We start from the raw sequence: 21,731 nt of genomic DNA, 5'->3' as shown, positions 1-21,731 counted from the left end.
TCGACAGCGTTTCCTCCCGTGATCGGGGCGTATGCCCCTGGGCCACCGGTTGAGGGACACCCCCTCGTCACCCCCTAGGCTTGAGGCCGTGGACCTCTTCGATTCTCCCGGCGCCGCTTCCGGTCCCGACGGACCTGTCTGTTCGGCCAAGGGCTGCCGCGCCGCCGCCGTGTGGGTGCTGGCGTGGAACAACCCCAAGCTGCATACGCCCGAGCGCCGTAAGACCTGGCTGGCCTGCGAGGAGCACCGCGAACACCTGTCGTCGTTCCTCGGTGTCCGCGGCTTCCTCAAGGACGTGGTCACTCTCGCCGAGTGGGAGCGGGAGCGCTCAGCCGCCGATGGCTGACATGGGCCGGTCGGGCTGGAGGAACGCCGGGTCGTCCAGGCCGGAGCCCGCCTTCTTGCCCCACATCGCCAGCTTCCAGAGCCTCGCGATGTCCTCGTCGGTGGCGTCCGAGCGCAGGGCCGCGCGCAGGTCGGTCTCCTCACGGGCGAACAGACAGTTGCGCACCTGACCGTCCGCGGTGAGTCTCGTACGGTCGCAGGCCGAGCAGAACGGGCGGGTGACGGAGGCGATGACGCCGACCCGGTGCGGTCCGCCGTCCACGATCCAGCGCTCGGCCGGGGCGGATCCGCGCTCCTCGCCGCCCTCCTCGGTGAGGGTGAAGCGGCTGCTCAGCGACTGGAGGATGTCGCCCGCGGTGATCATTCCGTCGCGCTTCCAGCCGTGCTGGGCGTCGAGGGGCATCTGTTCGATGAACCGCAGCTCGTAGCCGTGTCCGACGGCCCAGGCGAGCAGATCGGGGGCCTCGTCGCCGTTGAGCCCCGGCATCAGCACGGTGTTGACCTTGACGGGGGTCAGCCCCACCTCGCGCGCGGCGGCCAGACCGTCGAGCACGTCCTGATGGCGGTCGCGCCGGGTGAGGGTCTTGAAGACGTCGCGGCGCAGGGTGTCGAGCGAGACGTTGACGCGGTTGAGTCCGGCGGCCTTGAGCGCGGCGGCCGTACGCCCCAGCCCGATGCCGTTGGTCGTCAGCGACATCTTGGGGCGCGGGGCGAGGGCCGCGCACCGCTCGACTATCCCGACGAGACCGGGCCGCAGCAGCGGCTCGCCGCCGGTGAAGCGGACGTCGCGGATCCCCAGTCGGGTCACGGCCACGCGGACGAGTCTGACGATCTCGTCGTCGGTCAGCAGATCGGGCTTCGCGAGCCACTGAAGGCCCTCTTCCGGCATGCAGTACGTACACCGGAGATTGCACTTGTCGGTGAGCGAGACCCGCAGGTCGGTCGCGACGCGGCCGTAAGTGTCGATGAGCACGGTGAGCCCCCTTCCCTCGTGGTGCCGTGATGCCGTGGTGCCTCTTGTATACGTCCGGGGCGCCGGCTTCCCGGGTCCTCGGCGTGCCTGATCTTCCGAGCCTACGGCAGACCTGTGACAACGACAGGGGGCCGTTTGCCACGAGGAGCGGCGTGGCCGCGTCGTAGGACTGTACGACGCGGCCACGCCAAAAGCTCTCGTTCCGGTGAAGACGATCAGTGCGCTCCGGTGCCGGTGAGCGACTTGACCTCCAGTTCCGCGTACTTCTTGACGTCCGGCTCCTCCTTGGAGAGGACCGATCCCAGCCAGCCGAGCAGGAAGCCCAGCGGGATCGAGATCAGGCCCGGGTTCTCCAGCGGGAAGAAGGCGAAGTCCACGTCCGGGAACATCGAGCTGGGCTTGCTGGAGACGACCGGCGAGAACAGCACCAGCAGGACGGACGAGGCCAGACCGCCGTAGATCGACCAGAGCGCGCCCACCGTCGTGAACCTCTTCCAGAAGAGGCTGTAGAGGAGGGTCGGCAGGTTGGCGGAGGCGGCGACCGCGAAGGCGAGGGCCACCAGACCGGCGACGTTCAGATCGCGGGCGAGGGCGCCGAGCGCGATGGAGACGATGCCGATGGCGACGGTCGCGTAGCGCGCCGCGCGCACCTCCTCCTTCTCGGTGGCCTTGCCGCGGCGGATGACGTTGGCGTAGATGTCGTGCGCGAAGGACGACGAGGACGCCAGTGTCAGACCGGCCACGACCGCGAGGATGGTCGCGAAGGCGACCGCGGAGATGATGGCGAGCAGGATGGCGCCGCCGGTGGAGTCCCCGCCGCCGCCGATCTCCATGGCGAGCAGTGGCGCGGCCGTGTTGCCCGCCGGGTTGGAGTCGGTGATCTCCTTGGGAGTGAGCAGCGCCGCGGCGCCGAAGCCCAGGGCGATGGTCATCAGGTAGAAGCCGCCGATGATGCCGATGGCCCAGTTGACGGACTTACGGGCCGCCTTGGCCGTGGGCACGGTGTAGAAGCGGATCAGGATGTGCGGCAGTCCGGCGGTGCCCAGGACGAGCGCGATGCCCAGCGAGATGAAGTCGAGCTTCGAGGTCTCCGTGAGGCCGTACTTGAGTCCCGGCTCCAGGAAGGCCGAGCCCTTGCCGCTGTTGGAGGCGGCGGTGCCGAGCAGGTCGGAGACGTTGAAGTTGAACTTCAGCAGCACCAGGAAGGTGATGAGCAGGGTGCCCGCGATGAGCAGGACGGCCTTGACCATCTGGACCCAGGTGGTGCCCTTCATGCCGCCGATGGTGACGTACACGATCATCAGGATGCCGACGAGGGCGACGATGAGGATCTTGCCCGCGTCGCTGGTGATGCCGAGCAGCAGCGAGACGAGCACGCCCGCGCCGGCCATCTGGGCGAGCAGGTAGAAGATCGACACGACGATGGTGGAGGCGCCCGCCGCCGTACGGACGGGGCGCTGGCGCATCCGGTAGGCGAGGACGTCGCCCATCGTGTACCGGCCGGAGTTGCGCAGTGGTTCGGCGACGAGCAGCAGCGCGACGAGCCAGGCGACCAGGAAGCCGATGGAGTACAGGAACCCGTCGTATCCGAACAGGGCGATGGCGCCGGCGATACCGAGGAACGAGGCGGCGGACATGTAGTCGCCGGAGACCGCGAGTCCGTTCTGGAAGGCGGTGAACTGCCGTCCGCCCGCGTAGAAGTCGGCGGCGCTCTTGGTCTGCCGGCCGGCCCACACGGTGATGATCAGGGTCGCGACGACGAACAGGGCGAACAGCGTGATGATGAGCGGCCGGTGCTCACTGGCGTCGGTGTCGGCGGCCAGTTGGATTCCCACGGCGTCACTGAGATGGATGGTCGGGCTCACAGGTCGGCCTCCATACGGGACTTGATCGCCGCGCCCTTGGGGTCGAGCTTCCGCGATGCGAACTTCGAGTAGAACCAGGCGATGAGGAAGGTGGTGAGGAACTGACCGAGGCCGAAGACGAAGGCGACGTTGATGTTGCCGAACAGCTTGGTGCCCATGAACCCGCCGGCGTAGTTGGACAGCAGGACGTACAGGAGGTACCAGGCGATGAAGGCGACGGTCAGGGGGAAGGCGAAGGAGCGGTACGTACGGCGCAGTTCGCCGAACTCGGGGCTCTCCTGGACCTTGACGAACTGTGCTGTCGTGGGCTGGGCGGGCATGCTGGTGTCCGATTCGCCCTGGGGCGGCGGCGGTCCATCGGTAGCCACGGAATCTCCTCGTGACGCGGGTGCGGTAGGGGTGGGCTGTGGGGGCGCTGACTGCGGGGGAGGTTGGTTCACCCCCTGACAACGGCACGGAGAGCGGGCCGAAGCGGTTCAACACCCGCGTTTTTCTTCCCGAAGTCATTGATGAGCAGGGATGATCAGCGATAGCTTCACTCGTCATGTACCCGCCCATGCGCAGCGTGCGCAGGGGCGGCCTCACGGATGATGTGGAGAACCCATGGCTCATCTGAGATCCAGACGGCGGCGCGCACTGGCTCTGCCCGTCGGTCTGGCGCTCATCGCCTCGCTCGGCTTCCTGCCGGCCGGGTCGGCGTCGGCGGCGCCCGTCGACAACACCCCGGCCGCTGTCTCGGCGGACGGCCCGAAGCTGTCGTACGTCGTGAACACCAACGGCGGGCACTCCACCGTCAAATCGGTGAAGAAGGCCATCGCCAAGGCCGGCGGGACAGTGGTGATCGCCTATGACCAGATAGGTGTCATCGTCGTCCACTCGCAGAACCCGGAGTTCGGTAAGACGATCCGCGCGGTGCGGGGAGTCTCTTCGGCGGGCGCCACCCGTACGAAGCCGCTGGCGGCCCAGACCACCACGGACATCGAGGCCGAGCAGCCGCTGTCGGCCAAGGAGGCGAAGGCCGCCGAGGCGCAGGCGACCGGCGACCAGGACGCGCTGGAGCCCCTTCAGTGGGACCTGCCGGCCATCAAGGCCGACAAGGCGCACGAGAAGTCGCTCGGCAGCAGCAAGGTCACGGTCGCTGTGATCGACACGGGTGTCGACGACACCCACCCCGACCTCGCGCCGAACTTCGACCGGGCCGCCTCGGTCAACTGTGTGGGCGGTACGCCCAACACGGCGGACGGCGCCTGGCGTCCCGGCCCCGGGGAGAGTGACCACGGCACGCACGTCGCGGGCACGATCGCCGCGGCCAAGAACGGCACGGGTGTCACCGGTGTCGCTCCGGGCGTGAAGGTCTCCGGCATCAAGGTGTCGCAGCCCGACGGCTTCTTCTACACGGAGGCGGTCGTCTGCGGCTTCGTGTGGGCCGCCGAGCACGGCGTCGATGTGACGAACAACAGCTACTACACCGACCCGTGGCTGTTCAACTGCGAGGACGACCCGGACCAGAAGGCTCTGGCCGACGCCGTCACGCGGGCCACCCGGTACGCCGAGGGCAAGGGCGTCGTGAACGTCGCCGCCGCCGGCAACTCCGACATGGATCTGGCCGCCGACGAACTGACGGACGACTCCAGCCCGAACGACACCACTCCCGGCGAGCGCGTGATCGACCCCTCCGAGTGCCTGGACATCCCGTCCCAGGTGTCGGGTGTCGTCACGGTCTCGGCGACCGGTGCGAAGAACCTGAAGGCGTCGTACTCCAACTACGGCCTCGGCGTGATCGACGTCGCCGCTCCCGGCGGCGACCGGACGGCGTACCAGACGCCTCAGGCGCCCGCCGTCAACGGTCTGATCCTGAGCACGCTGCCCGGTGGTGGCTTCGGCTACAAGGGCGGTACATCGATGGCTTCCCCGCACGCGGCGGGTGTCGCGGCGCTGATCAAGTCGACCCACCCGTACGCCTCGCCGTGGCTGGTCAAGGCGTTGCTGACGGCCCAGGCCGACGCGACGGCGTGCACCAACCCGTACGACATCGACGGTGACGGCACCGTCGACGCGGTGTGCGAGGGCGGCAAGAACAAGAACGGCTTCTACGGAGCCGGCGTGATCGACGCGCTGGACGCCGTCCGCCGGTAACGCGATCGCTCGACCGGGTGAGCGGGCCGTCCGATGGGGCGGCCCGCTCACTCATGTCCGGCGCCGTTCCTCGTCGGCCGGGCGGGGCCCGAGCCCGTCGCCCAACGCCCTTGCGCGGGGCGCGAGTCGGGGGCCGGGCGGAGGCGCGTCACGGAGTGTCAGTCGCGGCCCGTATTCTCTGTGACCATGCTCGACGACCCTGCGACTTCAGCGATGTGGCCGGCCGCGTACCCCCGGGGATACGCGGTCGTCGACGTGGAGACCACCGGACTCGCCCGTGACGACCGGATAGTGTCCGCGGCGGTGTACCGACTGGACGCGCTGGGCAACGTCGAGGACCACTGGTACACGCTGGTCAACCCCGAGCGCGATCCGGGGCCCGTCTGGATCCATGGGCTGACGACCGATGTGCTGGCGGGCGCACCGCTGTTCAGGGACGTCGAGCGGGAGTTCTCACGGCGGCTGGCGGACCGGGTGCTCGTCGCGCACAACGCGTTCTTCGACTGGTCGATGATCTCGCGGGAGTACGCCCGCGCGAAGGCGGTCGCGCCCACGCGCCAGCGGCTGTGCACGATCGCGCTCGCCAAGGAGCTGCGACTGCCGCTGCCCAACCACAAGTTGGCCACGCTCGCCGAGCACTTCGGCGTCGCGCAGCAGCGCGCGCACCACGCGCTGGACGACGCGCGCGTGCTCGCGGAGGCGTTCCGGCCGAGTCTGCACGCGGCGGCGCGGGGCGGGGTGCGGCTGCCGCTGCTCGAGTGCCGGCCGCTCACGGAGTGGTCGGACAGCCCGGCGGCGCCGCTGATCGGCCATCAGCCGACGCACCGTCCGACGACCTGGCGGCCCTCGCGCCGGCTCCCGGCCTGCCCGTATCCGAACCCCGGGCGGTACGAGAGCGACAAGCCGCTCGCGCAGGGGATGCGGGTGGCCTTCTCGGGTGACACGTCGGTCGACCGTGAGCTGCTGGAGGACCGGACCATCGAGGCGGGGCTGCATGTGGCGACCAGCGTCTCGCGCAAGACGAGTGTGCTCGTGACGAACGACCCCGGGTCGGCGACGTCGAAGACGGTGAAGGCGGCGGAGTACGGCACGCCGGTCATCGACGAGGCGGCGTTCACGCACCTGCTGCGCGACGTGGCGCCCGCGCCGGGCGGCGTGGCCGACCGCGTACCGGCTCCCGCCCCTGTACCGGCCCCCGCCCCGGCAGACGGGTGATTGGCCACGACTCGCCTGCCCTCCGCTCGCACACCGCGCCACCGCGTCCCACCCTGTGGCGCATGGCACGTTGCGAAGTCTGCGGAAATGAGTACGGCATGTCGTTCGAGGTGCACGCGCAGGGCGCCGTGCATGTCTTCGACTGCTTCTCCTGCGCCATCCACCGCATGGCGCCCGTCTGTGAACACTGCCGGGTCCAGATCATCGGCCAGGGCGTCGAGGTCGACGGCCAGTGGTTCTGCGGCGCGCACTGCGCCCGCGCCGAGGGGAAGGTGGGCATCGTCGACCGGGTGTGAGGCCGGGCCTGCGACGAACCGGGGCGGCGGCCCGGTGGGCGGACCGGTGGGCGGACCCGCCGCCGGGGCCGCGGGCGGCGCCGGGTACCGTCAAAGGCGTGTACCGCTTCCTCTTGTCGCGGCAGTGGGTGATCCTCACCCTGCTCGCCCTCGTCCTCATCCCCGTGATGATCGAGCTGGGTTTCTGGCAGTTGCACCGCCACGAACGCCGGGTTGCGCAGAACACCCTGATCGCGGACAACCTCAAGGCGAAGCCGGTCCCGGTCACCGACCTCACCTCCCCCGGCCACACCGTCCCCCGCGCCGACTTCTGGCGCCGGGTCGAGGCCACCGGCAGATACGACACGGAGCACGAGGTCGTCGTACGCCGCCGGACCAACGCCGACGAAACGGTCGGCTTCCATGTCCTGACCCCGCTCGTCCTGGACGACGGCCGCGCCGTTCTCATCAACCGCGGCTGGATCCCCTTCGCCGACGACCAGCGTTCGTTCCCCGACATCCCGGCGGCGCCGAAGGGCGAGGTCACGGTCACCGGCCGGCTCAAGGCCGACGAGACGACCGGCACCAGCGGCATCAAGGAACTCAGCGACCTGCCGGACCGTCAGGTCATGCTGATCAACAGCGAGCAGCAGGCGGCTTCCCTCGGCCGGACCGTCCTCGGCGGCTACATCGAACAGACCGCCCCCGCCGCGCCGGGCAACAGCCCGCGGCAGATCCCGGAGCCCGACTCCAGCTCGATCGGCGCGCACATGGCGTACGCCGTGCAGTGGTGGCTGTTCACCGCCGGTGTGCCTGTCGGGTGGGTCATTCTCGTACGGCGCGAGAAGCGCGACCGCGCGACGGCCGCCGCCCGGGGCACTGTCGAGCGCGAGACGGCCGCCGCGTAACCGGCCGGGCAACTGGGCGACTTGCCGTGGCGGAGGAGGCAGGATAGGGCCATGGATCTTGGACTGAAGGACCGTGTCTACGTCGTCACCGGCGCGTCCCGGGGACTGGGACGCGCGTCCGCCGAGGCGCTGGCGGCGGACGGCGCGAAAGTGGTCGTCACCGGGCGCGACGAGAAGTCCGTCACCGAGGCCGCGGCCTCGATCGGCCCGAACGCGTACGGCGTCGCGGCCGACAACGCCGATCCCGCTGTCGCGCGACGCCTGATCGCCGTGGCGCGGGAGCGGTTCGGCGGCTTCGACGGGATCCTGATCAGCGTCGGCGGCCCGCCGCCGGGGCTCGCCCTGGACACCACGGACGAGCAGTGGCGCTCCGCGTTCGACTCGGTCTTCCTGGGCGCGGTACGGCTGGCGCGCACGGCGGCGGCGGAGCTGGGCGACGGCGGGGTGATCGGCCTCGTGCTGTCCGGCTCGGTCTACGAACCGATCCGCGGACTCACGATCTCCAACGGCCTGCGGCCGGGCCTCGCGGGCTTCGCGAAGTCACTGGCCGACGAGGTGGGCCCGCGCGGCATCCGCGTGATCGGCCTGCTGCCGGCCCGGATCGACACGGATCGCGTCCGCGAGCTGGACTCCCTGTCGGACGACCCGGCGGCGGCACGGGCGAGCCACGAGTCCCGCATCCCCCTGCGCCGCTACGGCACCCCGCAGGAGTTCGGCCGCACGGCGGCGTTCATGCTCTCCCCGGCGGCGTCCTACCTGACGGGCCTGATGCTCCCCATCGACGGCGGCACCCGCCACGGCTACTGACCCGCATTCCAGCCCCACCGGCACCACCAGCCCCGCCGTCGTTTGAGGCGCGGGGTCGGGCATCTTCAGCCTCGCCGGCGTTTGAGGCGCGGGGCCCGGGGCGGAGCCCCGAAACCCAGCCCGCCCGGCGTTTGAGGGCACGGCCGAAGGCCGTACGGGGCCCGGGGCGCAGCCCCGAAACCCAGCCCGCCCGGCGTTTGAGGGCACGACCGAAGGCCGTACGGGGCCCGGGGCGCAGCCCCGAAACCCAGCCCGCCCGGCGTTTGAGGGCACGACCGAAGGCCGTACGGGGTCCGGGGCGGAGCCCCGAAACCCAGCCCGCCCGGCGTTTGAGGGCACGACCGAAGGCCGTACGGGGTCCGGGGCGCAGCCCCGGTTGTGGGAAGGGGCGGGTAGGGGAACAGCCCCGCGCAGCGGCCCGGCACCCGCACCCGCACCCGCAAGGTCACGTCACCCGTCGCGCCCGATGCTTGGCGGCACGCAACCTCGCCTCCGTCGGCAACGCGTCCAGCCCCGCCGAATCCCGCGCATGCGCCACCGCCTCGCCCGTCAGCCCCTCCAGCGCCTCCCCCGGCGCCACGTGCGGCTCCAGCAGCAGCTTCACCCGCGCCTCCGGCGCGCTCCGCCGCCCCGTCAGCCGCACCCGCGCCCGGGACACGCCCTCCAGCGACTGCGCCTCGCTCTGAAGGACGTTCTCCAGCGCCCGCCCCCGCAGCAGCGCACCCTCGCCGTCGCCGCTCTCGACCAGCACCTCCGCCAGCCGTGCGCGCCGCAGTTGGGACAGCAGCCACCACAGCGTCAGCAGCACCAGGACCGCGAGCACCGCGATGACGACCGGCCACCACCAGCCCTGGTCGCTCCAGCGGTCGCGGTCGGCCTCGCTCAGCAGCACGTCCTTCTTGCCGGTGTACGGCCACCAGGACGGCACGGACACGCCCAGGCCCGTCGCGAGCACCCCGCCGCCCACGCACAGCAGCGCCAGCCCGACGAGGCCCAGCAGGACACGGTTGACGACCCGGAGCATCCCGTCATCCCTTCTTCGTCGGCCGACGGACATGCACGGAGAGCGCGGGCGGCTTGGCCAGGCCCAGCTCGCCGATGCCGGAGGCCAGCGCGGTGTCCAAATCGGCGCGTACGTCGTCGAGTTCGCGGAAGTGGGACACGGCCCGTACGCGGACTTTGGCGCGGCGGGCCCGGACCCGTACGGACCGTACGCCGGAGACCTCGAGCGCCCGGTCGCGCAGCATCAGCGCCGCCGCTTCCCGGTCGAGCCCGGCCCGTACCCGCTCCGGACCGCGCCGCATCGGCAGCACCTGGCGCAGTCCCGGAGTCAGGGCGAGAACGATCAGCCAGAGGCCGACGACCGCCGCGACACCCGAGCCGACCAGGACCCAGGTGTTGTCCAGCGGCTCGGTGGCGAACCGGCGGGCGAGCCACCGGCGCCAGTACATGGCCGGATGGTCGGCCCGTACGGCCGCGACGTCGTACAGCAGCAGCGCCGCCGCGCCGAGCAGGACGGCCGCGACCAGCGCGGCCGGGATCCGGCGCCAGGACCAGAAGCGGCCGGTCCTGCCGTCCCTGTCCCCGTCGCCCTCCCGCAGCGTTGGCCTCGGTTCGTACCGGGCGGCGGACGCGGACTGGTCCAGTTCGAGCACGTCCGCGCGGACGGCGCCCGGCACCGCCGGCGCGCCTGGCGCCCCCGGCGCGTGCTCGGTCCCGTCACCCACCGGTTCGCTCATTGGATCCTCCCCTGCGCCGCGCGCGACTGGGCGGAGTGGAGCCGTTCGACCCTGACGATCACTTCCGGCACCTCCATCCCCGCCAGAGCACTTACCCGCCGGACGACTTGGCGACGCACCGCGCCGCACTGGGCGCCGATGTCGGAGGGATAGTCCAGCTCGACACCGATCCGTACCCGCGCCACGTCGTGGTGGACCAGGACTCCCGCGTGCGGCGCCTCGCCCCCCTCCGGCACGCCGCCCAGCGCCTCCCGCGCCGCCTGCGCGGCGATCTTCGAGACGACACGGTCGGCGATCGTGGTCGCCCCGCGGTCCGCGGCCACCACCCGCTCACCGGCCATGGAGGGTCACCGCCGGCGTTCGTCGCGTTCGCGGCCTCGGAAGAGGTCGCCCGCTTCCAGATCGCCGTCGAGGAATCGGCCGGCCACGAACCCGACCGCGCCCAACGCGGCCACCAGCAGAAAGGCTCCGAAACCGCCGAAGTATCCGGCGAATGCCAGGGCCATACCGGCCAACAGGCCGACCACCGCCATGCTCATCGAGTGACTCCTCTTCGGTCTTGCGGAACTGGCCGTTACTGGAGCCGTGTCTCGGGCTCCTCGTCCTCCTCGTCGGGCAGCTTCACATCGCTGACGGCGATGTTGACCTCGACGACCTCCAGGCCCGTCATCCGTTCGACGGCGGAGATCACGTTCTCCCGTACGTCGCGGGCCACATCGCCGATCGACACGCCGTAGTCCACGACGATCTCCAGATCGAGCGCGGTCTGTACCTCCCCCACCTCGGCCTTCACACCGCGCGCGACGGACTTGGTGCCGCCGGGCACCCGGTCGCGTACGGCCCCGAAGGTGCGCGACATGCCGCTGCCCATCGCGTGGACACCGAGCACGTCGCGCGCGGCGAGGCCGGCGATCTTCTCGACCACTCCGTCGGCGATGGTGGTCCGCCCACGGACGGACGGGTCGCCGCTGCCCCTCTTGCCGGTGGAGGGCTTCCGCTGGTCGTCGTGGGAGGGCGCCTTGACGGACGGCTCGGACTGATTGCGCTGCGTGGTGTCGGACATGGGTACTCGCCCCTTCCCGGGCGCAGATGGACTCTTTGTCCACATTAAGGCGACTTGCCCGGTGTCGCGCCGGGAATGCGGCAGTCTGGGCCCATGACGACTGGTCATGGCGCGAATAGCGCGAACGGCGCGAACGGCGGGAACGGTGCGGCCGGCACGGACCGCGCGGACGGCTGGAGTACGGCGGTACGGGAACGGCTCGGCCTCGGCCGGCTGCTCCCGCTGGGCGACCCGGCGGACGGGGTATGGCTGGCCGAACGGGCGGCGACGACCGCGCTGCGACGTACGGCGGCGGAGGTGCCCGGCGCCACGCTGGGCCGGCTGAGGCTCTGTCTGGCCGACCCCGGATCGGCGGAGGTGCCCGCGGTGAAGCCGCCGCCCGGCGCGCTGCCGCCGGGGGTGCTGCGTATCGACGGGGACTTCGCGGCGCTCGCGGGCGAGCCGCTGCCCGACGTGGCCGAACGGCTGCGCACGGCGCTGTACACGCACGCGGTGGACGGGCTGGGGCTGCGGGTCACGGAGGTGGACCTGCGGGTGACGGCGCTGCTGGAGGAGCCGCCCGAGGAGCCGGATACAGACTCCTCGGGGGCGACTGCGCCAGTCGGGGCAGTCGCGGTCGCACCGAAGGGCACGGCGGCGGTCATCGCGGCGAAGGTCCCCGGCGTCGCCCATCTGTCCGGGTCGCTCGGCACGGCGGTGCTCGTCACCCGCGGCCATGTCCGCGTCGAGCTGGCGACGGCGGCGGGCCACCGTCCGTGGGAGGTGGCCCGCGGGGTGAGCCGCGCGGTCTCGGCGTCACTGCCGAGCCATCCGACGGTGGCGGTCCTGATCACATCGGTGGACGTCCGGTAAAAAAGCGTCTAGGTCCTGTCCGGCGGATCTTCGGGGATCAGGCCGGGGCGGCTGGTGCGGTGCATCGCAAGGCGGAGGATCATCCTCGTACTGGACGTACTTGGATGACTCCGACAACGCAGGGAGGTGCCGTGCCAGGCGTCCCGGACCCCCGAAGATCCGCCGGACAGGACCTAGTCGCCCAGGCCCGCCAGGTCCCGCAGTCTGCGCGCCTGGGCCGCGCGCTCCGCGGCGCGCTGCTCGTCGTACGTACGCGACGAGGCGCCTTGCAGCAGGGCCTTCGTCTCGACCGTCGCGTCGCGCGGCGCGGCCAGGATCGCGGCGGTGAGGTCCTGTACCGCCGCGTCGAGTTCGCCCGGCGGCACCACGAGATTGGCCAGGCCGGTGCGCTCGGCCTCGTCGGCCTGTACGAACCGGCCCGTCGCGCAGATCTCCAGCGCGCGGGCGTAGCCGACGAGCCCGACGAGGGCGTGCGTACCGCCCAGGTCGGGGACCAGCCCGAGGCTGGTCTCGCGCATGGCGAACTGCACGTCCGACGCGACGACGCGCAGGTCGCAGCCCAGCGCGAGCTGGAATCCGGCGCCGATGGCGTGTCCCTGGACGGCGGCGAGCGACACGATGTCGCTGCGGCGCCACCAGGTGAAGGCGGACTGGTACGCGGCGATGGCCGCGTCCAGTTCCGTGTCCGAACGGCGTGCGAGCTCGGGAAAGGACGGCTCACCGTCGAAGCCCTCGGGGCTGAACGCCTGCCGGTCGAGGCCCGCGGAGAAGGACTTGCCTTCGCCCCGCAGCACGACGACCCGCACACTGCCCGGCAGTGACTGCCCGGCTTCCGTCAACGCCCGCCACAGAGCGGGAGACTGAGCGTTGCGCTTGGCCGGGTTGGTCAAAGTCACCGTGGCAACCGCGTCCTCGACGGTGAGCCGTACGCCGTCCTTGTCGAGCACATGATCGAGCGAAGTCATGGGGCGCCTCCGGTTCGGTGCAGTCAGCACAGCTAGCTAAGTGACTGCACAGTAACCACCCGGTCGACCGCGACGACCGGCCGGGTGGTCACCGGCGGAACCGGTGGCCGGAGAAGCTGTACGCGGTCGTCAGGCCGTGGCCTTCTTGCCGCGTGTCGCTCCACCGCGTCCCCGGAGTGTGACTCCGGACTCGCTGAGCATCCGGTGGACGAATCCGTAGGACCGGCCCGTTTCCTCGGCCAGCGCACGGATACTCGCACCGGAGTCGTACTTCTTCTTCAGGTCTGCCGCGAGCTTGTCGCGCGCGGGGCCGGTTACCCGGCTGCCCTTCTTCAGAGTCTCGGCCACCCGTGCCTCCTCATGGAAGTGCGCTCTGGACTTCTCATGATCACCCCTCGGGGCGCTCCTGGCCACCCATTCAGCAAGGTTCGCCGGACAAGCTTCGGCGTAGCTCCGCGTTCGAACACGAACGGAATGGCACATTCCAGACCGGCTCGCGCACACAGATCGTCAGTCACGCGGAAGAAAGAGCAGGTCAGACAGTGTGCGCCGGAGCGCTGATCGAACTGGTACCGGAACGGCTTGATCGTCAGCACGCCACGCCAAAGTACGAGACACACTCACTCAGATGATGGATCACCACTGAGCCGAATGATCCAGACGCAGTGGATCACGCCCGCGTCGTCAGGCCAGCGCCACCAGATCCGCGTAGTCCGAGCCCCAGAGGTCCTCGACTCCGTCGGGCAGCAGGATGATCCGCTCCGGTTCGAGCGCCTGGACGGCGCCCTCGTCGTGCGTGACGAGGATGACCGCGCCCTTGTACGTGCGCAGCGCGCCCAGGATCTCCTCGCGGCTGGCCGGGTCGAGGTTGTTCGTGGGCTCGTCGAGGAGCAGCACGTTGGCCGACGACACCACCAGGGTCGCGAGGGCGAGCCGGGTCTTCTCGCCGCCGGACAGCACGCGGGCGGGCTTCTCGACGTCGTCTCCTGAGAAGAGGAAGGAGCCGAGGGTCTTGCGGACCTCGACCAGGTCGAGGTCCGGGGCCGACGAGCGCATGTTCTCCAGGACGGAGCGGTCGGGGTCGAGCGTTTCGTGCTCCTGCGCGTAGTAGCCGAGCTTGAGGCCGTGGCCCGGTGTCACCTCGCCGGTGTCGGGCTTCTCCACCCCGGCGAGCAGACGCAGCAGTGTGGTCTTGCCCGCGCCGTTGAGGCCGAGGATGACGACGCGGGAGCCCTTGTCGATGGCCAGGTCGACGTCCGTGAAGATCTCCAGGGAGCCGTACGACTTCGACAGGCCCTCGGCGGTCAGCGGCGTCTTGCCGCACGGCGCGGGGTCGGGGAAGCGCAGCTTGGCGACCTTGTCGGACTGGCGTACCGCCTCCAGACCCGACAGCAGGCGCTCGGCGCGGCGTGCCATGTTCTGCGCGGCGACGGTCTTGGTGGCCTTGGCGCGCATCTTGTCGGCCTGCGAGTTGAGCGTGGCGGCCTTCTTCTCCGCGTTGGCCCGCTCACGCTTGCGCCGCTTCTCGTCGGACTCGCGCTGCTGCTGGTAGAGCTTCCAGCCCATGTTGTAGACGTCGATCTGGGAGCGGTTGGCGTCCAGGTAGAAGACCTTGTTGACGACCGTCTCCACGAGGTCGACGTCGTGGGAGATGACGATGAAGCCGCCGCGGTAGGTCTTGAGGTAGTCCCTCAGCCAGACGATCGAGTCGGCGTCCAGGTGGTTCGTCGGCTCGTCCAGGAGCAGGGTGTCGGCGTCCGAGAACAGGATGCGGGCGAGTTCGACGCGGCGGCGCTGGCCGCCGGAGAGCGTATGCAGGGCCTGGCCGAGCACCCGGTCGGGCAGGCCGAGCGCGGCGGCGATGGTGGCGGCCTCGGACTCGGCGGCGTAACCGCCCTTGGTCAGGAACTCGGTCTCCAGGCGCTCGTACTTCTTCATCGCCTTCTCGCGGGTGGCGCCCTTGCCGTTCGCCATCCGCTCCTCGTTCTCGCGCATCTTCTTCAGGACGGAGTCGAGGTCGCGGGCCGAGAGGATGCGGTCGCGGGCGAGGGTGTCGAGGTCGCCGGTGCGCGGGTCCTGGGGCAGATAGCCGACGTCGCCGGAGCGGGTGATCGTGCCGGCGGCGGGGACGCCTTCACCCGCGAGGCACTTGGTGAGGGTGGTCTTGCCGGCTCCGTTGCGGCCGACGAGGCCGATGCGGTCGCCCTTGGCGATACGGAAGGAAGCGGACTCGATGAGGACGCGAGCGCCGGCGCGCAACTCGACGCCGGTGGCGGTGATCACGGAAAAACTCCAAGGCGGTATGGACGGCGGAAGGGCAGGCGGAGGGGGTTTCTTCGACGCCGGCTAATGCACAAGGAGAAATGCCATGACGCCGAGTCTACCGGGGCCGCACAACTGCTTTTCGCCCGGCGGGGTCCCGCCCGGGGGGCCTGCGGGGCGGCGTTGTCGGTGACCGGTGCCAGACTGGGAGAACTGAGACGCAAGTCACAACGGAACACGGAGATGGGTGATCAGCATGGCCGGTGTGCCGACTGTCTGTCCGACGCTCGTGTACGAGGACGCGAAGGCGGCCATCAGGACGCTGAAGGACGCCTTCGGCTTCACGGAGGTGAGTGTGTACGAGGGCGAGGACGGCAGCGTGCTCCATGCCGAACTGGCCCATGGGAGCGGCATGGTGATGCTGGGGTCCAGGAAGGGCGAGGGCGTCTTCGCCAGGGCGATGGCGGGTGGCGGGCCCGCCGGGATCTATGTGGTGGTCGAGGACGTCGACGCGCACCACGCGCGCGCCGTGGAGCGGGGCGTGGAGATCCTGATGCCGCCCACGGACCAGGACTACGGCTCACGGGACTACATGGCGCGCGACGCGGAGGGGAATGTGTGGAGCTTCGGGACGTACGCACCGGGGGCGGGCGGCTGAGCCTCCGGGCCGGGGGCGCGCTCCGGTGCGGGAGGCGGGTCCGGGGGGCGGCTTACGCGGGCGGTCCGGCCGGTGTGGACGGGTGCCGCCTGCGCGGGCCGGCCGGTCAGGCTCCCCCGGTGTGGACCTGGAACGCGGCCCGGCGTACGGCCTTCGCCAGGGCCGGGTCCGGGTGCGCGGCGGCCAGCGCGACCAGCACCTGCACGGTGCGGGGGTGGCCGACGGCCCTGATCTCGTCGAGCAGGGCGGGGACGGTGCCCTGGACTGCCGAGTCGAGGTGGCGGACCAGCAGCGCGGTCTCGCCGTGGTCGGCGACGGCCGCCGCGGTGTCGACCCAGAGCCAGGTGGACTCGTCACGGGTGAGGACGTCGGGGGCGTCCTCGGGGTCCGTGCCGTCGTACTCGGCGAGCCAGAGCAGGGCGTAGGGGCGCAGGGAGGGTTCGGCGGAGGCGGCGCGCACCTCGGGCTCGGCGGGGGCGCCGACGACGCGCAGCGCCTCGAAGGCCAGTCCGCGCAGGAGCGCGTCCTCGCCACGGGCCACGGCGAGGAGTTCGGTGACCGCGCTGCCGACGGTGCGGGCGGCGAGCCACGCGCGGTACTCGGCGCGGGCCGGTCCCGGGGTCAGCCGGGCGCAGCCGCGCAGCATGTTGTCGGCGGACTGCTCGATGTTGCCCGCCGGGCTCTGCGCGGCGACGCAGATCTGCTCCAGCTTGACCCACACCGCCCAGTTGCCGAGCGGGGTGAGGGTCGCCTGGCCCTCGCCGAGGGTCAGCGCGCCGACCGCGGCCAGGCCCTCCAGGGCCCAGTCCAGGAGCGGCGGCAGCGGGACGGCGGCCGTGGCCAGGGCGGTCTCCGGCTCCGGCTCCGGTGCGGACGCGGTCGGGGCCGCTGCGGGGCCGGACGCGGTCCGGGGGTCGTACGGGACCTCGCAGCGCTCGTCGCGCAGTTCCGCCACGCGCTGCTGGAGCAGGTCGAGAAGGGCCGGTACGAGCACGGGCCCGGCCGAGAGCTGGAGGAGGGAGAGCACCTGGGGGACGGCTTCGACGACCTCGGCGACCGTCGCGGGGGCGACGTCGTCGGGGGCGGAGTGGACGAGCGACCAGGCGTCGAAGAGGGCGACCCAGCCGCGCAGCACGGCGGAGTCGTCACGGTCCCAGGCGCGCAGGCGCCAGCCGGGGCGCGCTGTGCCGCCGTGCAGTTCGACAAGCCCGGCGAGCCTGGCGCGGTCCCAGCCGGCGCTCACCTGGTCCGGGGTCAATTCCAGTGCGGCGGCGGCCCGTTCGCGGGCCTTCGGGGCGAGCGGGCCCGCGCCGGGGTCCCGGTCGGCCGCGGCCCAGCGGGCGATCCGTACGGCGTCGGCGAGGACTGCCCGCGCCTGACGGGCCAGCTCCGCGGGCGGTGGTGTGCCCTGCGGCGGACGGGGCGCCGGACGTGTTCGTCCGGTGGTCACGGCCTGTCGGGCCGTGGTCAAAGCTCGCGGGCGGACGAGTCGGAGTCTGGAGTTGCGCGCCAATTGCTCATCAGGCTTTCGGGACGTCACGGGAGCAGTCTTCCCGCTGATTGCCCGAAAGCCCAAACGGAACCTCCGGCCCGGGTCTCCACCGGCCGGTCACACGCCGGGGAAGACACCGGAGCGGAGGGCGGCCGGGGGCGCCGGTGCCGCCTCCGTACGGATGTCGCGGCGTGCTGGGAGGCAGGGGCCGCGAGCCCGGCAAGATCCGAAAGACACGCCCTACATGAGGGGCGTGAGGAAGCGGCGGAGCGTTTCCTCGTAGCCGAGGGGGTCGGCGTTCCACATCGCGCCGTGCGGGGCGTCCGAGACCGTGTGCAGCTCGACCAGCTCGGGGCGCCGGGCGGCGAGTTCGCGGGAGGGGTACCAGGGCGAGAGGACGTCGTCGGGGCCGTGGAAGATCAGCGTCGGAACGTTGAGCCTCCCCGGATCGGCGACCACCGGGAGCCTGCCGCCGCGCAGTCCGGTCCGCCCCTGCGCCGCGCGGACGGCGAGCGGCAGAAGCGGGCCCGGGGTGCGGCGCGCGGTGGCCAGGGCGCGCAGGGTGGCCTCCCAGTCGAGCACCGGGCTGTCCAGGACGAGTCCGCTGATCCGGTCGCGCTGTCCGGATTTCTCGGCGGCGTGCAGGGCCATCGTGGCCCCGATGGACCAGCCGTACAGGACGACGTGTTCGGCGCCGCCCCGGACGGCGAAGCGGATCGCCGCGTCGAGGTCGCGCCATTCGGAGTCGCCGAGGTGTCCGAGGCCGTCCGGGGAGCGCGGGGCGCCCCGGTCGCCCCGGTAGGCCAGGTTCAGGACCGGGAACTGCTGGTCCACCAGGAACCCCATGACGTTCATGGGGTGCTCCGGGGTGGTGCCGAGGCCGTGCACCGTGATGACCCAGGTGTCCCGGCTGCCGGGTACGAACCAGCCGGGCAGCGGGCCGAGTTCGCCGGGGATCTCCACCTGGTCGTACTCGATGCCGAGCGCGGTGGCGGGGTCGCCTCGGTGCAGCAGCGGGGTGAGCCGGACACGGCTGCCCGCGCCGAGGGTGCCCAGGCCGACGCGTTCCAGTTGGCGGACGATCGTGTCCGCGCGGTGCGGTACGTCGTCGACGACCGGGCCGACGACCGCCTGGACGTTCGCGGACTCCAGGCCGTAGACGCCGGGGCGCAGGGAGGCCAGGCAGCGGGTGAGGGTGACGCGGCCGGCGGCCGTGGCGTGCACGGTGAGCCGTGGGTCGCCCGGCAGTGGCCGTCCGGGGGGCGCCTTGAGCGCGGCGTCGCTGGCGTACCGGCCGGCCGCCACAGCGGCCGTTCCGACACCGATCACTGTGGTGACGGCTGCTGCCGTCGCTCTGGCCGGGCGCATTTCCCCAGTGTCGGTACGGACGCCCGGTACGGCCAGTGGAGCGGGCGTCCGGGGTGATGGCGCCCGGACGTTCCGGTGGACGCTCCTGGGCGCTCCTGGACGTTCCGGTTCGCGTTCCGGGGGGGGGAGGACGCGGGTGCCGGGTCAGTCCCGCTGGCCGTAGCCCTTGAGCTGTTCCTCGACGTCCCGGACCTGCTGCCGTGAGAGCAGGGTCGGTGAGTGGCCGGGCACGGACGTGGCGGTGAGCCACAGGCGGCACATCCACTCCAGTTGGGCCGTGCGGTCGTACGCCTTGTCCAGGGTGTCCGCGTACGTGACGGTGCCGTGGTTCTGGAGCAGACAGCCCGTGCGCCCGCGCAGCGCGCGCACCATGTTCGTGGCCAGGGCGTCCGTGCCGTACATCGCGTACGGGGCGACGCGGACCGGCCCGCCGAAGTCCGCCGCCATGTAGTGGATCAGCGGGAGTTCGGGCACGAGGGTGGAGACGGCGGTGGCGTGGACGGCGTGGGTGTGGACCACGGCGCCGGCGGCGGAGTTGCGGTAGACCTCCAGATGCATCGGCAGCTCGCTGGTGGGCCTGAGACGGCCGGCGACCTGGCGGCCGTCCAGATCGACGGCGACGGTGTCCCCGGGCGTCAGACGGTCGTACGGCACCCCGCTCGGCGTGACCAGGACGAGGTCCCCGACGCGTACGGACACGTTGCCCGAGGTGCCGACGACCAGTCCGTCGGCCGCGCTCCGGCGGGCGGTGGCGACGAGGTCCCGCCAGGCTTGTTCGATCTCCGGCCCGTTCGGCCGCTCGTGCAGGTGTCCGGTTTCCGTCATGCGGCGATCCTGCCAGGCGTTCCAAGGGAGTTCGCGCGGTCCGTGAGTCCTGCGGTGGGTCCCTCGGTGAGGTGAATATCTCCTTGGCGCCGGGCCTCGCCGACGGACCGTGACGGGCGCCCGGAGGGGGACCGAAACAGGCCCGGGGCGGGGCGGAGGCGGGGCGCCGCACGGGTCGGGCCGACCACGGCGGCACCCCTGGCGCCGGGAGGCGACCTACCTCTTCACAAGCGGAGCGCCCATACTCTGTTCGGAGTCACCGCAACGCCTGCCTCAGTTCATCTTCCGTTCACTCAGCATCCCTACGTTCCTGAACGGCCACTGACGTCAAACGATTGCCTGGGTAAATGGAACACATCACGCTGCTGCTCGCGATCGTGATCGTGACGGCTCTCGTGTTCGATTTCACGAACGGTTTCCACGACACCGCCAACGCGATGGCGACGACCATCTCGACCGGCGCGCTGAAACCCAAGACGGCGGTGGCGATGTCCGCCGTGCTCAACCTCGTCGGCGCTTTCCTGTCCGTCGAGGTCGCCAAGACCATCTCCGGCGGGCTCATCAACGAACAGGGCATCCAGACCGAAGTGATCTTCGCGGCGCTCGTCGGCGCCATCCTGTGGAACCTGTTCACCTGGCTGCTCGGCCTTCCGTCGAGCTCGTCCCACGCGCTGTTCGGCGGTCTCATCGGCGCCACGCTGATGTCCGTCGGCACCTCGGGGGTCAACGGCGGAGTCGTCGTCACCAAGGTCCTGCTCCCGGCGCTCGCCGCGCCGCTGGTGGCCGGTCTCGCCGCGATGCTGGCCACCCGGCTGACGTACCGCATCGGCCGTAACACGGACGAGAAGGCCACCGCGAAGGGCTACCGCGCGGGACAGATCGCGTCGGCCGGCCTCGTGTCCCTCGCCCACGGCACCAACGACGCGCAGAAGACCATGGGTGTCATCACCCTCGCCCTGGTCACCGGCGGCGTCCTGGCCCCCGGCTCCAATCCCCCGCTGTGGGTGATCGTTTCCGCCGGTGTCGCGATCGCGCTCGGTACCTACCTCGGCGGCTGGCGCATCATCCGCACCATGGGCAAGGGCCTCACCGACCTCCGCCCGCAGCAGGGCTTCGCCGCGCAGACCAGCGCGGCCACCGTCATCCTCGCCTCGTCGCACCTTGGCTTCTCGCTCTCCACCACGCAGTCCTGCTCCGGTGCCGTGATGGGCGCCGGTCTCGGCCGCAAGGGCGGAGTCGTCCGCTGGTCGACCGCCACGCGGATGTTCATCGCCTGGGGGCTCACCCTGCCGGCCGCCGGTCTGGTCGCGGCGGGCGCCGAGTTCCTGACCGGTCAGGGTCCCTGGGGTGTCGCGGTCACGGCCGCGCTGCTCGTCGCGCTCTCGGCGGTCATCTGGATCGCCTCGCGCCGCCAGCCGGTCGACCACACCAACGTCAACGAGGCGGATGTCGACGAGGCGGACGAGCCCGAGGGTGTCGTCACCGCCGCCATCGCCGCTGTCACCCCGCCCCCCGTGGGCGGCCCGGCGTCGGAGATCGCCGCCACCATCCCGGCCCCGGATCCCGGGACCGGGCCCGGGGAACCCACCGCCGAACCCGCCCGGACCGCGACGGTCTGACCGGTCCGACCGGTCCGAAGAAGCGAAGGACACTTTCAGCATGAACATCGACTGGGCGGCGCTCGGCTCCGTCTTCGGCGTCAGTCTCGTGGCCACCGTGGCTCTGGTGGGCCTGTTCACCCTGGGCATCGTGGGGCTGTCGAAGGGCGCGGCACCGGCGGAGGGCTCGACGGCCACCGGCTCGACAGCGACCGGCTCCGTGGCGCTGGCCCGCACCGGCGCGTACGTCTGCTTCGCGCTGTGCCTGGCGGCCGTGTCGTACGGGATCTACATGATCGTCGCCTGACCCGATCAGGAGCGGTGGAGGGGGTGGCCCGTACGTACGGGCCACCCCCTCCGCCTTGTTCCGGTTCAGCTTCCACTT

24 protein-coding genes are annotated in these 21,731 nt (G+C 71.3%); 10 read left to right on the top strand and 14 right to left on the bottom strand.

Annotation, left to right across the window (positions count from 1 at the left end; all coding sequences use genetic code 11):
* Positions 1–88 precede the first annotated feature (88 nt).
* Entirely contained in the window at positions 89–346 is a 258-nt protein-coding gene (locus OG329_RS33780) for a hypothetical protein (RefSeq protein WP_405800277.1), read from the top strand.
* Here OG329_RS33780 and moaA read toward each other — a convergent pair.
* From moaA to OG329_RS33765, 3 genes are all read right to left on the bottom strand, one after another.
* Entirely contained in the window at positions 329–1,318 is a 990-nt protein-coding gene (moaA, locus tag OG329_RS33775; protein ID WP_405800276.1) for a GTP 3',8-cyclase MoaA, read from the bottom strand. The genes OG329_RS33780 and moaA overlap by 18 nt on opposite strands.
* A gap of 215 nt (positions 1,319–1,533) precedes the next feature.
* The gene (locus tag OG329_RS33770; RefSeq protein ID WP_405800275.1) at positions 1,534–3,183 is read right to left on the bottom strand and encodes a cation acetate symporter; all 1,650 of its coding nucleotides are present in this window, start codon (positions 3,181–3,183) and stop codon (positions 1,534–1,536) included.
* A complete protein-coding gene (locus tag OG329_RS33765; RefSeq protein WP_405800274.1) occupies positions 3,180–3,551 on the bottom strand; it encodes a DUF485 domain-containing protein in 372 nt (123 codons plus the stop codon). Before OG329_RS33765 ends, OG329_RS33770 begins: the two co-directional genes overlap by 4 nt.
* A gap of 235 nt (positions 3,552–3,786) precedes the next feature.
* On the opposite strand from OG329_RS33765, the gene OG329_RS33760 reads away from it, so the two are divergent.
* The 5 genes from OG329_RS33760 to OG329_RS33740 all read left to right on the top strand — a co-directional run bounded on the left by OG329_RS33760 (position 3,787) and on the right by OG329_RS33740 (position 8,524).
* On the top strand, positions 3,787–5,319 hold the full coding sequence (locus OG329_RS33760; protein ID WP_405800273.1) for a S8 family peptidase: 1,533 nt from the start codon (positions 3,787–3,789) through the stop codon (positions 5,317–5,319).
* A 180-nt stretch (positions 5,320–5,499) separates the two neighbouring features.
* Positions 5,500–6,534, top strand: a complete 1,035-nt coding sequence (locus OG329_RS33755) for a DEDDh family exonuclease (protein ID WP_405800272.1) — start codon at positions 5,500–5,502, stop codon at positions 6,532–6,534.
* Positions 6,535–6,596: 62 nt separating this feature from the next.
* The gene (locus tag OG329_RS33750; RefSeq protein ID WP_354606005.1) at positions 6,597–6,830 is read left to right on the top strand and encodes a hypothetical protein; all 234 of its coding nucleotides are present in this window, start codon (positions 6,597–6,599) and stop codon (positions 6,828–6,830) included.
* A 98-nt stretch (positions 6,831–6,928) separates the two neighbouring features.
* Complete coding sequence (locus tag OG329_RS33745) at positions 6,929–7,717, top strand: SURF1 family protein (protein WP_405800271.1); 789 nt, start codon at positions 6,929–6,931, stop codon at positions 7,715–7,717.
* Positions 7,718–7,768: 51 nt separating this feature from the next.
* Positions 7,769–8,524, top strand: coding sequence for an SDR family oxidoreductase (locus OG329_RS33740; RefSeq protein ID WP_405800270.1), 756 nt, complete (start codon positions 7,769–7,771; stop codon positions 8,522–8,524).
* A gap of 445 nt (positions 8,525–8,969) precedes the next feature.
* Here the strand turns inward: OG329_RS33740 and amaP are convergent, their stop codons facing one another.
* Genes amaP through OG329_RS33715 form a run of 5 tightly spaced genes read right to left on the bottom strand, consistent with a single transcriptional unit; the run spans position 8,970 to position 11,326 of the window.
* A complete protein-coding gene (amaP, locus tag OG329_RS33735; RefSeq protein ID WP_405800269.1) occupies positions 8,970–9,548 on the bottom strand; it encodes an alkaline shock response membrane anchor protein AmaP in 579 nt (192 codons plus the stop codon).
* A 4-nt stretch (positions 9,549–9,552) separates the two neighbouring features.
* Positions 9,553–10,263: a DUF6286 domain-containing protein gene (locus OG329_RS33730; RefSeq protein ID WP_405800268.1), complete on the bottom strand. Its 711-nt coding sequence runs from the start codon at positions 10,261–10,263 to the stop codon at positions 9,553–9,555.
* A complete protein-coding gene (locus tag OG329_RS33725; protein WP_405800267.1) occupies positions 10,260–10,604 on the bottom strand; it encodes a hypothetical protein in 345 nt (114 codons plus the stop codon). Before OG329_RS33725 ends, OG329_RS33730 begins: the two co-directional genes overlap by 4 nt.
* Positions 10,605–10,610: 6 nt before the next feature.
* Complete coding sequence (locus tag OG329_RS33720; RefSeq protein WP_405800266.1) at positions 10,611–10,802, bottom strand: hypothetical protein; 192 nt, start codon at positions 10,800–10,802, stop codon at positions 10,611–10,613.
* A gap of 35 nt (positions 10,803–10,837) precedes the next feature.
* On the bottom strand, positions 10,838–11,326 hold the full coding sequence (locus OG329_RS33715; protein ID WP_405800265.1) for an Asp23/Gls24 family envelope stress response protein: 489 nt from the start codon (positions 11,324–11,326) through the stop codon (positions 10,838–10,840).
* A gap of 93 nt (positions 11,327–11,419) precedes the next feature.
* Between OG329_RS33715 and OG329_RS33710 the strand changes: the two genes are divergently transcribed.
* Positions 11,420–12,178: a nucleopolyhedrovirus P10 family protein gene (locus tag OG329_RS33710; RefSeq protein ID WP_405800264.1), complete on the top strand. Its 759-nt coding sequence runs from the start codon at positions 11,420–11,422 to the stop codon at positions 12,176–12,178.
* Between the two features lie 173 nt (positions 12,179–12,351).
* On the opposite strand, the gene OG329_RS33705 is transcribed toward OG329_RS33710, so the two are convergent.
* From OG329_RS33705 to OG329_RS33695, 3 genes are all read right to left on the bottom strand, one after another.
* On the bottom strand, positions 12,352–13,143 hold the full coding sequence (locus tag OG329_RS33705) for an enoyl-CoA hydratase/isomerase family protein (RefSeq protein ID WP_405800263.1): 792 nt from the start codon (positions 13,141–13,143) through the stop codon (positions 12,352–12,354).
* A gap of 129 nt (positions 13,144–13,272) precedes the next feature.
* Entirely contained in the window at positions 13,273–13,491 is a 219-nt protein-coding gene (locus OG329_RS33700; protein WP_356586120.1) for a helix-turn-helix domain-containing protein, read from the bottom strand.
* 336 nt (positions 13,492–13,827) lie between these two features.
* Positions 13,828–15,426: an ABC-F family ATP-binding cassette domain-containing protein gene (locus OG329_RS33695; protein WP_405800262.1), complete on the bottom strand. Its 1,599-nt coding sequence runs from the start codon at positions 15,424–15,426 to the stop codon at positions 13,828–13,830.
* Between the two features lie 235 nt (positions 15,427–15,661).
* Between OG329_RS33695 and OG329_RS33690 the strand changes: the two genes are divergently transcribed.
* Positions 15,662–16,063, top strand: a complete 402-nt coding sequence (locus OG329_RS33690; RefSeq protein ID WP_405802164.1) for a VOC family protein — start codon at positions 15,662–15,664, stop codon at positions 16,061–16,063.
* 106 nt (positions 16,064–16,169) lie between these two features.
* Here the strand turns inward: OG329_RS33690 and OG329_RS33685 are convergent, their stop codons facing one another.
* From OG329_RS33685 to OG329_RS33675, 3 genes are all read right to left on the bottom strand, one after another.
* On the bottom strand, positions 16,170–17,603 hold the full coding sequence (locus OG329_RS33685; RefSeq protein WP_405800261.1) for a hypothetical protein: 1,434 nt from the start codon (positions 17,601–17,603) through the stop codon (positions 16,170–16,172).
* 192 nt (positions 17,604–17,795) lie between these two features.
* On the bottom strand, positions 17,796–18,923 hold the full coding sequence (locus tag OG329_RS33680; RefSeq protein ID WP_405800260.1) for an alpha/beta hydrolase: 1,128 nt from the start codon (positions 18,921–18,923) through the stop codon (positions 17,796–17,798).
* Positions 18,924–19,067: 144 nt separating this feature from the next.
* A complete protein-coding gene (locus OG329_RS33675) occupies positions 19,068–19,748 on the bottom strand; it encodes a class II aldolase/adducin family protein (protein ID WP_405800259.1) in 681 nt (226 codons plus the stop codon).
* Between the two features lie 347 nt (positions 19,749–20,095).
* Between OG329_RS33675 and OG329_RS33670 the strand changes: the two genes are divergently transcribed.
* Positions 20,096–21,367: an anion permease gene (locus OG329_RS33670; protein ID WP_405800258.1), complete on the top strand. Its 1,272-nt coding sequence runs from the start codon at positions 20,096–20,098 to the stop codon at positions 21,365–21,367.
* A gap of 40 nt (positions 21,368–21,407) precedes the next feature.
* Positions 21,408–21,653, top strand: a complete 246-nt coding sequence (locus OG329_RS33665; RefSeq protein WP_405800257.1) for a hypothetical protein — start codon at positions 21,408–21,410, stop codon at positions 21,651–21,653.
* The last annotated feature ends 78 nt before the right edge of the window (positions 21,654–21,731 follow it).

The sequence above is a fragment of the Streptomyces sp. NBC_01506 genome, from assembly GCF_045040295.1.
Classification (GTDB): domain Bacteria; phylum Actinomycetota; class Actinomycetes; order Streptomycetales; family Streptomycetaceae; genus Streptomyces.
The sequence above is the reverse complement of the archived record's forward strand: the minus strand, read 5'-3'. Positions and strand labels throughout refer to the sequence as shown.

Coding starts and splice junctions, on each gene's coding strand:
- OG329_RS33760 (WP_405800273.1), top strand. CDS start 3,787: ATGGCTCATCTGAGATCCAGACGGCGGCGCGCACTGGCTCTGCCCGTC.
- OG329_RS33750 (WP_354606005.1), top strand. CDS start 6,597: ATGGCACGTTGCGAAGTCTGCGGAAATGAGTACGGCATGTCGTTCGAG.
- OG329_RS33740 (WP_405800270.1), top strand. CDS start 7,769: ATGGATCTTGGACTGAAGGACCGTGTCTACGTCGTCACCGGCGCGTCC.
- amaP (WP_405800269.1), bottom strand. CDS start 9,548: ATGCTCCGGGTCGTCAACCGTGTCCTGCTGGGCCTCGTCGGGCTGGCG.
- OG329_RS33730 (WP_405800268.1), bottom strand. CDS start 10,263: ATGAGCGAACCGGTGGGTGACGGGACCGAGCACGCGCCGGGGGCGCCA.
- OG329_RS33725 (WP_405800267.1), bottom strand. CDS start 10,604: ATGGCCGGTGAGCGGGTGGTGGCCGCGGACCGCGGGGCGACCACGATC.
- OG329_RS33720 (WP_405800266.1), bottom strand. CDS start 10,802: ATGAGCATGGCGGTGGTCGGCCTGTTGGCCGGTATGGCCCTGGCATTC.
- OG329_RS33715 (WP_405800265.1), bottom strand. CDS start 11,326: ATGTCCGACACCACGCAGCGCAATCAGTCCGAGCCGTCCGTCAAGGCG.
- OG329_RS33710 (WP_405800264.1), top strand. CDS start 11,420: ATGACGACTGGTCATGGCGCGAATAGCGCGAACGGCGCGAACGGCGGG.
- OG329_RS33705 (WP_405800263.1), bottom strand. CDS start 13,143: ATGACTTCGCTCGATCATGTGCTCGACAAGGACGGCGTACGGCTCACC.
- OG329_RS33690 (WP_405802164.1), top strand. CDS start 15,662: ATGGCCGGTGTGCCGACTGTCTGTCCGACGCTCGTGTACGAGGACGCG.
- OG329_RS33680 (WP_405800260.1), bottom strand. CDS start 18,923: ATGCGCCCGGCCAGAGCGACGGCAGCAGCCGTCACCACAGTGATCGGT.
- OG329_RS33675 (WP_405800259.1), bottom strand. CDS start 19,748: ATGACGGAAACCGGACACCTGCACGAGCGGCCGAACGGGCCGGAGATC.
- OG329_RS33670 (WP_405800258.1), top strand. CDS start 20,096: ATGGAACACATCACGCTGCTGCTCGCGATCGTGATCGTGACGGCTCTC.
- OG329_RS33665 (WP_405800257.1), top strand. CDS start 21,408: ATGAACATCGACTGGGCGGCGCTCGGCTCCGTCTTCGGCGTCAGTCTC.